Annotated in this window: 10 protein-coding genes and 1 pseudogene; 3 read left to right on the top strand and 8 right to left on the bottom strand. The window is 70.8% G+C overall.

The features are described 5' to 3' along the window. Positions 1 to 53: 53 nt before the first annotated feature. The 7 genes from ACWDX6_RS23720 to ACWDX6_RS23690 form a co-directional block, all read right to left on the bottom strand. Positions 54 to 1631 (bottom strand): ABC transporter substrate-binding protein, encoded by a 1578-nt coding sequence (locus ACWDX6_RS23720; RefSeq protein ID WP_451486890.1) that lies wholly within the window; start codon positions 1629 to 1631, stop codon positions 54 to 56. Between the two features lie 148 nt (positions 1632 to 1779). After that, positions 1780 to 2547 carry an SDR family oxidoreductase gene (locus ACWDX6_RS23715; RefSeq protein ID WP_451486889.1) on the bottom strand — a complete coding sequence of 256 codons (768 nt, stop codon included), beginning with the start codon at positions 2545 to 2547 and terminating at the stop codon, positions 1780 to 1782. Between the two features lie 33 nt (positions 2548 to 2580). Next, on the bottom strand, positions 2581 to 3342 hold the full coding sequence (gene fabG / locus ACWDX6_RS23710; protein WP_451486888.1) for a 3-oxoacyl-ACP reductase FabG: 762 nt from the start codon (positions 3340 to 3342) through the stop codon (positions 2581 to 2583). A 169-nt stretch (positions 3343 to 3511) separates the two neighbouring features. After that, a complete protein-coding gene (locus ACWDX6_RS23705; protein ID WP_451486887.1) occupies positions 3512 to 3895 on the bottom strand; it encodes a DUF3037 domain-containing protein in 384 nt (127 codons plus the stop codon). Next, complete coding sequence (locus ACWDX6_RS23700) at positions 3892 to 4737, bottom strand: HipA family kinase (RefSeq protein WP_451486886.1); 846 nt, start codon at positions 4735 to 4737, stop codon at positions 3892 to 3894. The genes ACWDX6_RS23705 and ACWDX6_RS23700 overlap by 4 nt, the downstream gene beginning before the upstream one ends. Before the next feature lie 75 nt (positions 4738 to 4812). After that, positions 4813 to 4986, bottom strand: a complete 174-nt coding sequence (locus ACWDX6_RS23695; RefSeq protein WP_451486885.1) for a hypothetical protein — start codon at positions 4984 to 4986, stop codon at positions 4813 to 4815. Positions 4987 to 5186: 200 nt separating this feature from the next. Then, positions 5187 to 6011 (bottom strand): alpha/beta fold hydrolase, encoded by an 825-nt coding sequence (locus ACWDX6_RS23690; RefSeq protein ID WP_451486884.1) that lies wholly within the window; start codon positions 6009 to 6011, stop codon positions 5187 to 5189. 238 nt (positions 6012 to 6249) lie between these two features. On the opposite strand from ACWDX6_RS23690, the pseudogene ACWDX6_RS23685 reads away from it, so the two are divergent. Next, a pseudogene (locus tag ACWDX6_RS23685) lies at positions 6250 to 6327 on the top strand (mycothiol transferase); the annotation flags it as partial. Positions 6328 to 6547: 220 nt separating this feature from the next. Here the strand turns inward: ACWDX6_RS23685 and ACWDX6_RS23680 are convergent. Beyond that, positions 6548 to 8017 carry an FAD/NAD(P)-binding protein gene (locus ACWDX6_RS23680; RefSeq protein ID WP_451486883.1) on the bottom strand — a complete coding sequence of 490 codons (1470 nt, stop codon included), beginning with the start codon at positions 8015 to 8017 and terminating at the stop codon, positions 6548 to 6550. Between the two features lie 761 nt (positions 8018 to 8778). On the opposite strand from ACWDX6_RS23680, the gene ACWDX6_RS23675 reads away from it, so the two are divergent. Both ACWDX6_RS23675 and ACWDX6_RS23670 read left to right on the top strand, forming a co-directional pair. Next, positions 8779 to 9579: a bestrophin-like domain gene (locus ACWDX6_RS23675; RefSeq protein WP_451486882.1), complete on the top strand. Its 801-nt coding sequence runs from the start codon at positions 8779 to 8781 to the stop codon at positions 9577 to 9579. Between the two features lie 224 nt (positions 9580 to 9803). Next, entirely contained in the window at positions 9804 to 12956 is a 3153-nt protein-coding gene (locus ACWDX6_RS23670) for an amidohydrolase family protein (RefSeq protein WP_451486881.1), read from the top strand. Positions 12957 to 13015 lie beyond the last annotated feature (59 nt).

Here is a 13015-nt window from a genome sequence, read left to right as displayed (position 1 = left end):
TGACAACGCCCGCGCGCGCGGGCCTCCCGCCGGTTTCCCGGCAGGCCGGCCTCCTACCAGCTGGCCCTGCGGCTCAGCTCCCACATCTGCATGACGGTCTGCGGGTCGAGCGCGCGCTCCGCGCCGCCGATGTCCTCGCTGGCCGCGATGTAGAGCTTGCCCTGCCACAGGGGCAGCAGCCGCACGTCCTCCGCCATGAGCTTCTGGGCCTTCTTGAACGCGTCCGTGGCCGCCCCGCGGTCGCTCTCGCGCCGGGACTTCGGCAGCAGCTGGTCGGTGATCTCAGGACGTACGTACGGCGTTCCGAGCACGTTCTGCTTGCCCACGAACGGGGCGACGAAGTTGTCCGGGTCCGGGAAGTCGGGGAACCAGCCGCGACCGAAGATCGGGTACTGGCCCTTCTGGTAGCCCGTCTGGAACTCCTTCCAGGGCTTGCTGTGGAGCGTGACCCTGAAGAGGCCGGAGGCCTCCAGCTGCCGCTTGAGCTCGGCGAACTCCGGCGCCGTGGAGGAGCCGTACCGGTCGGTGGTGAACCAGAAGTCGAGGGCCACGGGCTCGGTGATCCCGGCGCTCTTCAGGATGGCGCGGGCCTTGCTCACGCTGGGCTCGCCGAAGCGGTCGAAGAACTCGGTGGTGTGTCCCGCGATGCCCTTGGGGACCATGGAGTACAGCGGCTCGGCCGTCCCCTGGTACACCTTCGCGACGAGTTCGTCGCGGTCGACGAGCTGGGCGATCGCCCTGCGCACCGGCGCCTTGGCGACCGACGGGTCCTGGGCGTTGAAGACGAGGTAGCGGATGTCGGCGCCGGTCGACTCGATCAGCTGGAGGCCCTTGTTCTCGTCCTTGTTGGACTGCAGGTCGACGACCTCCTCGGCGGTCAGACCGCGGTAGGTGGCGTCGATCTCCTTCGCCTTCAGCGCGGCGACCATCGGCTCGGACTCCTTGAAGTACCGGATGGTCACGCCGCCGTTCTTGGAGTCGGCGAAGCCCTTGTAGGTCGGGTTCTTGGTCAGCTCCGCCTTCTGCCCCTCCTCGTACTCGTCGAGGACGTAGGGGCCGGAGCCCACCAGCTTGCCGTCCTCGCGGAGCTTGTCGGCGGGGTACTCGGCCGGGTCCACGAGCGACATGGCGGGGGTGGCGAGGACGAAGGGGAAGGTCGCGTCGGGCTTGTTCAGCCGGAAGACCACCGTGCGGTCGTCCGCGACCTCGATCTTGTCGAGGGAGCCGAGCATGCCGCTGGGGCCACCGTCGACGTCGATCTTCCGGATGCGTTCGATGGAGTGCTGGACGGCCTTGGCGTCCAGTTTGTGCCCGTTGGAGAAGGCGAGGCCCTCGACGAGCTTGCACTCGAAGATACGGCTGGCCGTGTCCTTGAATTCGCAGTCGGCGGCGTCGGACTGCGGAGTCGTGCTGCCGGTCGGGAAGCTCACCAGCGTCTGGAAGACATTACGGAACAATTCCCAGGAATTGTCCCAGGCCGCGGCCGGATCAAGCGTGGTGGGAGAACTCGTCGTGCCGACGACGATTCTCTGCTCCCCGGCGGATTCACCGTCCGAAAACAGGCTGCATCCGGATACCAGGGATATGGACGCAAGGGCTGCAGCGGCCTGCAGACTGGTCCGGTTGAACACGTGCACGCTCCTCGTTCAGCCATGGGTCGGCCGACCATACCGCAGCACCCCGCCAGGTCAACGTTCGACCCGGGCGGGGCACTTGAGGCATTCGACGTGCAACCGGGGCCAATCCGGGCAGTTATTCCGGAAAGTGTCCGGATATCGGTCACCCGACTCCGGCGTTCAGGAAAATGCCACCGTCGACCACAAGAGTCTGGCCGGTGATCCAGTCCGACTGACCGGAGGTGAGGAAGGCGGCCGCCCCGCCGATGTCCTCGGGGACGCCGAGCCGGCCGAGCGGGTACGCCGCCGCCGCCTCCGCCTCCCTGCCCTCGTAGAGGGCCTGGGCGAACTTGGTCTTCACGACGGCCGGGGCGATCGCGTTGACCCGCACGGCCGGCGCGAATTCGTGCGCCAGCTGAAGGGTCAGATTGACCATGGCCGCTTTGCTCATTCCGTACGCGCCGATGAAGGGCGAGGCGGAGATCGCCGCGACGGAGGCGATGTTCACGATCGCCCCGCCGTGCTCCTTCTGCCAGGCGCGCCAGGTCTGCTGGGCGAATCCGAGCGCGGAGATCACATTGGTCTCGTAGACCTTGCGGGCCACATTCAGATCGAGTTCGGCGATCGGTCCGAAGACCGGATTCGTGCCGGCGTTGTTGACCAGGAAGTCGACCCGGCCGAAGGCGTCCATCGCCGCCTCGACCGCGGCGGCCTGGTGGGCCTCGTCATGGGCCTTGCCCGGCACGCCGACCACCCGGTCGGCGCCGAGGCGCTCCACGGCCTCCTTGAGGGCCTCCTCGCCGCGGCCGGTGATCACGACCCGGTCGCCGCGGGCGACCAGCGCCTCGGCCACGCCGTAGCCGATGCCCCGGCTGGCTCCGGTCACCAGGGCGACGTTGCCGGAGAGTTCGGGAAGTTCCTTGGTGCTCATGTACGTCTCCTTCTCCGCTCGCGCGTCGGTTCGTCAGTTGAGCGGGCCGCCGGCCACGTACAGGACCTGGCCGGAGACGAAGCCGGCGTCGTCACCCGTGAAGAAGGCGATCGCGTTGGCGATGTCGTCCGGCTTGCCGACGCGCTGGACCGGGATCGCGGAGGCGGCGGCGGCCTGGAACTCCTCGAAGCCCATGCCGACGCGCTCGGCGGTCTGCGCGGTCATCTCGGTGACGATGAAGCCGGGAGCGACGGCGTTGGCGGTGATGCCGAACTTGCCGAGCTCCTTGGCGAGGGTCTTGGTGAAGCCCTGCAGGCCGGCCTTGACGGCGGAGTAGTTGGCCTGGCCGCGGTTGCCGAGCGCCGAGGAGGAGGAGAGCGAGACGATCCGGCCGAAGCCCGCGTCCACCATGTGCTTCTGGCAGGCCTTGGCCATCAGGAACGCTCCCTTGAGGTGCACGTTCATCACGGTGTCCCAGTCGGACTCGGACATCTTGAAGAGCAGGTTGTCGCGGAGCACGCCGGCGTTGTTGACGAGGATCGTCGGCGCGCCGAGCTCGGTGGCGACGCGCGCGACGGCCGCCTCCACCTGGGCGCTGTCGGAGACGTCGCAGCCGACGGCGAGGGCGGTGCCGCCCGCGGCGGTGATCTTCTCTACGGTGTCCTTGCAGGCAGCCTCGTCGAGGTCGAGTACGGCGACGGCCCGGCCTTCGGCGGCCAGCCGTACCGCGGTCGCGGCGCCAATGCCCCGCGCCGCGCCGGTGACGACGGCTACGCGCTGCTCGGTGGTGGACATGCTGGTTCTCCTCGCCCTTGGATCATCCCTGGTGTGCGGCCCACACGCCGCGGCCCGCCACATGAGCGACCGCTTAGTACCTTCCGCAGACGAGACGCTAGAAGCACTGGCACCCGGTGTCAACGGCCCACCGGGTGCACCCGCTCACTCCACGGTTCCACGCCGCCGCTCAGCGCACGAGGAGATCGAGCAGCCTTTCGACCTCGGCTTCGGGATCGGTGGTCAGGCCGGTGTGCACGGGGCCGGGCTGGACCACCGTCGAGCGCGGCGCGATGAGCCAGCGGAAGCGGCGCCCGGCGTCGTCGCCCGCCGCCTGACCCGCGTCGTCGCCGCCCAGGCACACCCCTTCGACACCGTGCAGCGCCGCCCGCACACCGACGACGTCGGCGTCCGGGTCGAGCGCGGTCAGCTTCTTCTCGTCGAGATGCGTACGTGCGGCGACGAACGACTTGGCACGGCAGTAGACCACCACGCCCGCGTTGAAGAACTCGCCACGCTCGACGCGGGGCACCACGCGCAGCACGGCGTACTCGAAGACATCGCGGTCGGTCACGTGGTGCGGTCCTTCTGGGTGGAGTGCGGCCGAGGGGGGAGGCGGTCGGCCAGCCAGCCGGGCGCCTGCGAGGGCTTGCGCCGGGTGGGCGGCCCGAGGGTGATCCGCTCGTGGATCGTCGCGGCGCGCGCAAGCAGCACCTCCACGTAGGCGCGGCGCAGCGCGTCCGTCGTGTCGAAGCCGGGCTCGTCGACCAGCCACTCGTCGGGCACGTCGGAGGCGACCTCGTCGAGGAGCTCCCGGGTGACCAGCGGCGCGAGTTCGGCGGCGGCGGAGGCGACATCGGGCCCGTACGGCGCGAGCACGTGGTCGGACGCGTCGTACGGCTTGGCGGCGGACGCCTCGGCGCCGGGCCAGTTGTGGTGCCAGATCATGGTCGCGCCGTGGTCGATCAGCCATACGTCGCCGTGCCAGACGAGCATGTTGGGGTTCCGCCAGGACCGGTCGACGTTGTTGATCACGGCGTCGAACCAGACGACCTTCCCCGCCTCCTTCGGGTCCACCTCGTACGCCAGCGGGTCGAAGCCGAGGGAGCCGGGGAGGTAGTCCATCCCGAGATTGAGGCCGCCGCTCGCCTTGAGCAGCTCCTGGACCTCCTGGTCGGGCTCGGAGAGGCCGATGACGGGGTCGAGCTGAATGGTGACGAGCTCGGGCACCCGCAGCCCGAGCCGGCGGGCGAGCTGCCCGCAGATGACCTCGGCCACGAGCGTCTTGCGCCCCTGCCCGGCGCCGGTGAACTTCATGACGTACGTGCCGAGATCGTCGGCCTCGACGATCCCGGGGAGCGAGCCGCCCTCACGCAGGGGCGTGACATAGCGGGTCGCTACGACCTCTTGCAACACTTTTCCAGGCCACCCATCTCTTCAGCCTTGCGACCACGGACGGCTTCTTCGGGGCGCGGAGGCGGGAATCGCCGGTCAACGTTCGCTGGAGAGAATCAGGGGAGTTCCGACCGGCGTGCCGGTCCCCCGCTCCCCCAGCAGTCCGTCGATGGTGCCGCGCCCCTTGCTGCCGACCTCCGGCATGAAGAAAGCATAGTAACCGAGGGTGATCGCAGGCGAGGAGTGCCCGAGCTGCCGCTTCAAGGTCACGACGGACTCTCCGCTCCCCCATGATCGAGGCGTAGGTGTGCCGAAGCACAGGGCGATGTGACGCTTCGGTTCCTCGGCTACCGAGGGGGGCAGATCCACCGCGCGGATCTTCTCCCCTTCGGAAGGGCGAAGTACAGGTGTGCGGGGAGACGCCCAGGCGCTCCACGACAGCCCGGGTGGAGCCCATGGCGTGGCGTGAGTCAGATCCCGCAGACGGGCTCGGTGGCCGGGGTGATGGCCGGCGACACTCGCTCGACGCTGCGGCAGTAGGGCAGGCCGTCCAGCGGCTTGCCGGCGAGAAAGCGGGTGATCAGGTCGGCGGTCTCCGCGGTCCGCTCCAGGATGAGCATGTGGTCGGCGTCGCGGATCTCGGCGTACCAACTGTCGGCGCACGCCGCTGCCATCTGGCGGCACAGCTCCGGAGTGGTGAACGAGTCGTGTTCGCCGGTCACGGTCAGAACTGGTGCCCGAGGCGGCTGGCTGGTGTCGAGGGCCTGGTGGGTGAGCAGGCGCAGGGTGTTGGTGTACATCTGGTGCGCCTCCGCCTCGGAGAGGTTGAGGATGCGGCGCACCAGCAGGGTGCGGACGCGGGTGCCGTTGGGGATGTCCGCGAGGCGCTCTGGCGTCATGAGGAGGTCGACCGTCGCGTGCGCGTACGTCTCCATGTGTCCGGCGGCCAGGTACTCCAGAGTGCGGCGCATCGCGGCCTGCGCGTGGTCGGGGATGGCCGTCATCGTGCCGACCAGGACCACGCGTCCGACCCGGTCGGGGTAACGCCGGGCGATCTCGTAGGCGATGGCGCTTCCGTAGGAGCCGGCCAGCACGTTGACCTGCCGGGCACCGCACTCATCGAGCATGTGGCAGACAGCGTCGGCAAGGAAGTCGACGCCGTAGGTTTCGGGCAGCGGGTCGGCGGCTCCCCATCCGGGCGGGTCGACGGTGAACACGTCCATGCTCTTGAGGAACACGTCCTCGCAGCGTCCCCACGATTCCTTGCGCTGGAACGCCCCACCGATGAGCAGCACGGGCGGGAAGCACGGGGCAGGGGCGCGGACCACACGTGACTCGCAGGAGAAACCCTGCCAGCGATGTGTCCGCACAAGTGCCTCGCCCGGTGACGGGGCGGTCTCGGCGGGGGAAGGCGTCTTGAGCGGCGTGCCGGAGTTGATCACGTGAGGTCAACGATCTCCGGGGTCGGGAGTCACGACCCCAACACTCAGCACACCGATCTCACCAGGACTTTCTGCGCTGTGTCTGCGTTTGATGATCCAGGAGTACGCACGCCACAACGGTCACGCCGACTTTCTGCGAGAGCGAACCGACGGGGTAACGGATGACTGAGCTTCCTCCGCAGGCTGGACCGGCACCCCCGCCACCCGGCCACAGGCCCCCGAAGAGACTCACAAGCCGACCGGCTGACTCCTTGTCGACGGCGTAAGCCCTGATGTCGTCGCGGACGGCATCGGCGTCCCGGCAGGCGTAACGCAGCTGGCGCTGCATGGGCACTGGGCAGGCGTGGCCGGACTGTTCAGCCAGCGTGGGCAGGCTCCGGCTGCCGTGATCAGGCGGGTGGTGAAGCGCGGATCTGGTCGGCGACGTGCGATGCCTGATGGACGGCGTTGCGCAGGTGGTTGGCGAAGGGGATGCGCATGTGGGTGGCGACCCCGGCCACCCAGATCCGCTCGGGCGGCGCCCCAGGCTGGGAACGCAGCCGAAGGTCGGCTTCCAAGCTGTCCACGGGTGCGGCGCCGGGCGGGGCGGGCGAGGGGTCCAGGTACCAGGTGTTGTCGTCCCGGTCCCAGGCCAGGTGGGGCGGGTGGAAGCCGGTGGCGTTGACGACATGGTCGAAGTGCTCCGGCGCGGCGCCGGGGTGTCGGACGCGCCAGCCGGCGTCCGTGAAGGCGATGGCGGCGGGGTAGGAGTCGGCCAGGTGCAGCGCACCTGAGGTGAAGTGGGTGAGCAGCCGGCGCGCGTTGGTGAGGGTGGTGGCCGTGGCATAGCGGCTGTTGAACCAGGCGAAGCGTGCCATCAGGGCACGGTGGCGTGCGGGTGGCAAGGCGGGGGCCAGCGCGATGACGGCTTCGATGAGAGGCGTGCAGATCTCGGCCCACAAGCAGGCTCCCGTCTCGGCAAGAGCGATCTCCTCCCGCAGCCGCTGGACGGGGTCGGTGGCGGCGGAGGTCTGGTGGCGCAGCGGGCGTGGGTCGATGAGGCGGATCGCCTCGACGACGTGACGGGTGAGCTTGTCCTCCAGGTGTGGATCGGCGGGGTCGAGACGGGCGATGCGCCGCAGTGGCGGGTGCGGGCGGGTGGGGGCTTTCAGGGCGGTACGGACGGCGGGCAGCTGGCCGGAGGGGGAGGTGAGGGTGGTGTGGTGGCCGTCGCGGCACAGCAGCAGGGCGGCGTCGATGGCGCTCTGGTGGGTGCCCAGTACCAGGACGCGCGCCGGCCGGGACAGCCGCCGGCGCAGACGGCTCGTGGGGTAGGGGCTGTCCAGGTAGGCGGGATGGTGTCGGTACGGGGCGAATCCGTCGGGGGTGCGGGGCTGGTGGACGCCGGGGCAGATGACGACGTGGGTGGCCGGGATCTCCTGGCCGCTGTCCAGGCGGATGCGGTAGCCGTCGTCCTGTGCGGCGATGGTGCGGGCTGTGGCGCGCAGGTGCTGGACCGCGATGCCCAGGGTGGTGGCGCTCTGACGGGCGCGGATGTAGCGCTGGTGGCAGTAGGCGGCCATCCATGACCGCGGCACGCAGTCGTAGGGCCGGCCCTGCCAGCCGTGCTGACGGAGATGGTCGAGGAAGTCCGCGGGGTGATGGGCCAGGACGGAGTTGAGGTTGACCGCGCTGTTGCACATCAGCAGCGGGTCGCCGTCGCCGAAGGCCAGTCCCCAGCCGACCGTGTTGGGGTCCACCAGGCTCACCGACCGAAGCCGGTCGGCGAAAAGCCCCGCGTGCGGTGTCCCGCCGGGGTACGCGGCCGGGTCGATGAGGTGCAGGAAGACACTGGTACCCACGGTTCCAGAACCGATCACCACTACGTCGTGGCCCCCTCGGCGGCCGGGACCGGCCCCGGATGCGGTGGCGTGCCGGTAGGGCCCGGCGCCATCGGGCCCGGCGAGATCAGTCACCGGCAGGCTCTCCTGGTGCGGATGAGGAGCGGACCGCTGCGGTCGGCTCTCCGAACGGCGACGGGGTGTGCGCGTTCCGCCCCGCCCAGATGGTGTCGGCGCGCAACGGAAGGGTGGTGAACCGGATTGCCGGTGGCGTCGAGCACGGCCTGGACCGCCACAAGATCCACGCTCATCCGCCTCCGCCCCAGCCGGCTGCCGAACGGGCGCCTGCCTGCCCGCGGCAATGCCAACTCCCGGCGGGCCGCCCGCGTCACGCCCCGTCCGGGTGAAGACCGGGCATACGTGCCACAGCCGGGCCTTGTCCGAACGGACACCGTGCCAGCGGGACTTCTCGCCGTCCGCTGGCCGCGGCTCGCGGGCCGCTGTGCCCCTCGGGCCGGTAATCCACCGCGCGACTCGTCCTCCAGGTCTCGGTGTACCAGCCGCCCTCGACGTGAAGGGTGAGGCGCGGCATCTTGGCCAGGGCGGGACGGGGCGGGAGGGCGGCGGGCCGCTCCCACTGTTCGTACAGCTGCTGGACGCGTCGGTGCGGGGAGTCGGCCGGTGCCGAGTTTGCGCCGGTCGGGTGATCTTCCACGGACAGAAGACGGCGTGGTCCTTCCCGTTGTCTCCCGGGAAGTGATGATCGGCCGGTCCGCTTGCCGTGACGAACGGGGTGCAACATGCTCATCACCATTGTCGTAGCAGCGCTGGCGCTGATCGCCGGAGTGGTCACGCACTGGGTGCTGCGCAGTCGGCTCGAGGCGCAGGAAACCCCTTTCCTGACGGTTCGTGACTTCGTCCTGCCGTTGCAGTCGCTGACCATCTTCGTCCTCGCGTTCGTCCTGGTGACCGCCTCCGCGTCAAACGGCAAGGCGGACGACGCCGCACGCAAGGAAGCCGGCGTGGTGGACCACATGTTCGAAGTCGCCGACTTCGCGCCCGACCCGCAGCGCCAACGGCTGCAGGCCGACGTCGTCTGCTACGCCCGTGCCGTGCGAGCCTTCGAATGGCCGGCCATGGCGGAGGGACACGGTGCACCGCAGCCCAGCGTCTGGACCACGGACTTCCGCGCGTCCCTCAAGCAGATGGGTACCGATGCGCCGGCCTTCGGCATGCTGATGGCTGCCGACAAGGAACGCTCGCAGGCCCGCCAGACCCGGATCGCGGAGTCCACCCCGGCCATCCCCAGCGCCGTGTACTGGCTCATGCTCGCCGCCCTCGCCTTCCTCGTCCTCACGCTCGCTCTGTGCCTGCCCCGCACGAACACCGCCCTGGTCACCGGCGGGCTGATCCTCCTCACCGCCCTGCTCACCAGCGTTCTCCTGGTCATCCGGGACGTCGAACGTCCCTTCAGCGGCGTCATCCAGATCCCGGCCACCGCGATCAGCGGCGTCGAGAGCGACATCACCGACGACTACCGCACCGCCTACGGCCCCGCCCGGCTGCCCTGCACCGACGACGGCGCCAAGACCACTGCGTGAGAGCTCGCCGCCACCCGGGCACGGCCACGGCAAGGTGCTCCGCCGCTGCTGTTCGCGGACCGACTCCCCATCGCCCTCGGTGCGCCGGCACTGTTCCCACCGCGGTCGCCGGATGATCGGCTACGTGCGTGGCAGCGCCGCGAGCAACGACCGATCCAGCCGACGAGATCGCCCGGCGTCCGAGACCGGGCCGTCGCGTGAGACCGACCTTCGTGGAGGGTGCCGTGTTCGAGTTCGGCCACGTCGACCGACGTGGTTTCCTGCGGGCCTCCGCTGCCGGACTGACAGCTTCGACGATCCCGGTCACGGCTGCGGCCGGCGCCGCCGGCACCCCCGGCGAGAAGCGGGTTCTGCACTACCGTGAGATCACCGGCGGGTCGGTCACCGCTTCCGCCGACGGCCGTCTGCTGGTCGCCGAAGCACAGGGGGTCTTGTGGCGTGTGCCCCGTGAGCACGGGGCCGCCACACCGTTGACGGCCTGGGACCTGGAGGCGACCCGCCCGGCCCTGTCCCCCACCGGTGAGACGGTGGCGTTGTGTGGCTACCGTGGCGGCGCCTTCCACCTGTGGACGATGCGGGCCGACGGCACCGGCCTGCGGCAGCTCACCGGCGGCCCGTGGGACGACCGCGGTGTCGCCTGGTCGCCCGACGGCACCCGGCTGGCATTCTCCTCCGAACGCGGTGGCGACCCGGTGTCGGGCAGTTCCTTCGGCTTGTGCCTCCTCGACGTGGACGATCCCCGGCCGAGGCGGCTGACCCTCGGTGCCTTCGAGGACTACGACCCCGCCTGGTGGCCGAACGGACGCTCGCTGGTGTGTGTCCGCGCAGCCCACACACCGGCCGGCGGCACCGACGGCGGCCTGACCCTGGTCCGTGTGCCGATCACCGGCGACGAAGTGCGTGTGCTGCGCACGGTGCCGTCCGGCCGACTGCTGTGCCCATCGGTGTCCCCCACGGGCCGGGTCGCCTACCTGCACCTGACCGGCACCGGCGACTCCCCCTCCCTTCCGGCCGCACACGCGGCCCTGATGGTCGACGGCCACGTCGTGGCAGCCGGGGAGGACCTGGCGGCGGCGCCGCCGTGCTGGCTGGGTGAGGACCGGCTGCTGTACGTGGCCGATGGACGCATCCGCATCCGCACGCTGACCGGAAAGCCGTCCGTCCAGGACATCGCCTTCGACGCGCGGATGCCCGTACCGACACCCCGCTGGAGGCCCAAGCCACGTGACCTCACCCCGGCCGAGCCCGTCCCGGTGCGCGGCATCCACCTGCCCGTCCTCTCCCCGGACGGACGCGAGGTGGCGTTCGTGGCGCTGAACGCGGTGTGGCTGATGCCCGTCGGCGGCACGCCCCGCAAGCTCGTCCAAGCCTCGCCCGTGCACCAGGTGCAGATGCCCGCGTGGACCGGCGACGGACGCAGCCTGCTGTACTGCACCGACCGGGACGGACTGACGGCCGTACGCCGGCTGCACCTGGACAGCGGACGCGACGAAGCCCTCACCGGCGGCGGACGGCTGCATCCGGCGCCGTCCCCGGACGGCTCCCTGCTGGCCTGCCAGGACATCGCCGGCAACCTGCTGCTGCACGACCTCGCCACCGGCGCCGAGCGGGTGCTCGCCCGCCCCCTGGCCACGGACGGGCCTCCGGGGGCACCCACCTGGTCACCCGACGGCCGGTACATCGCCTTCTGCGACCGCAACCGGCTCAACCACCGCTTCCGCGAGGGCTACCACCTCATCCGGGTCATCGACACCCGCACCGGCACCGACCGGCGCCACCTGCCCGCCGCGCACCAGTCACTGTCCGACCGAGCCGCCGCCGGACCCGTCTGGTCCCCCGACGGCCGACACCTGGCGCTGGTCGCCGAATCGGCCCTGTGGCTGCTCCCCGTCACCCCCGACGGCACCCCGGCCGGACCCGCCCGCCAAGTCACCGACGAGCCCGCCGACCACCCCAGCTGGGCCCGGGAGTCCAACCGCCTGCTCTACCTCTCCAACGGACGCCTGCGCCTGCTGGACCTCGACAGCGGCCCGGTACCGGGACGCACCCGCACCCTGCCCGTCGCGCTGACCATGCGACGCCGACCACCCGGACGGGAACCGCTGCGCATCCACGCCGGCCAACTCTGGGACGCCACCGGTGCGCCGCCCCGCCACGACGTCGACATCCTGATCGGCGACGGCCGCATCACCGCCGTCGAACCGCACCAGGCACGCCGCCCCGGCCACCGCACCATCGACGCCTCCGAGCAGACCGTCATCCCCGGTCTGATCGACAGCCACACCCACCCCTACAGCGCCACCTACGGCGCCCGTAACAACCTCACCGCCCTCGCCTACGGCATCACCACGACCGCCTGCCTCGGCGCACCCCTGTACGAGGCCATCGGGCTGCGTGAATCGCTCGCCTCGGGCCACAGCACAGGCCCGCGACTGCTGGCCTGCGCGGAGCTGATCGACGGCTCCCGCACCGCCTACAGCAAGGGCCGCGCCCACCGCACCCGGGCGGGCCTGGAGCGCACCCTGCAACGGGCCACCGCCCTGGACGTCGACTTCGTCAAGACCTACGTACGGGCCCCCGGCGACTTCATGGCGCGGGCCGCCGTCGCCGCACACCGCCTCGGCGTACCGTGCGGCAGCCACCTGTGCGCCCCCGGCCGTGCCGCCGGCCAGGACCTGACCACCCACCTGCAGGCCACCCAGCGCCTGCCCCACGGGCATGCCACCACACCCCTCGGCCATATCCACCAGGACCTCGTCCAGCAGTACGCCGACGGCACCTTCGCCCTGATCATCACCCCGTTCACCGCACAGGCCCTCCTCGCCCGTGACCCCGCCCTGGCAGGCGACCCCCGGGTGCACGCCCTCATGCCGCCCTGGGACGTCGCCGCCGTCCGTGAACGCGCCGGCACCCCGCCCACCGCCCAGCAGCTCCAGGCGCTGGCCACCGAGATCGGCAACTACCGTCTGCTGGCCGCAGGCGGCGCCCTGCTCGCCCTGGGCACCGACGCCCCGCTGGTCCCGGTCGGCCTCTCCCTGCACCTCGCTCTGCGCGCCCTGCACACCCACGGCTTCACCCCCGTCCAGGCCCTGGAGACCGCCACCACCGTCCCCGCCCGGCTCTTCGGACTCCACACCGACCTCGGTACCGTCGAGCCGGGCAAGATCGCCGACCTCACCGTCATCGACGGCGACCCCTTCACCGACTTCACCACCCTCGTCAACACCTCCCTGGCACTGCGCGGCGGCATCCCCCACCACGCGGCCGACCTCACCGGCGTCCACCCCCAGGAGCCCCCGGCCGCTCCTTCCCACACCACCTGGCTCGGTGTGGCCCGAGGTTTCCAGCGCGGTGCCTGCTGCCATCCCGGCCCGTGACCGCCCGCAGCACATCAACCCGCACGCGGGCCACCACCAGGTCCAACCGGCAGGCGGGC

Source organism: Streptomyces sp. NPDC003027, from assembly GCF_053591435.1.
This window is presented reverse-complemented; position numbering and strand designations above follow the sequence as displayed.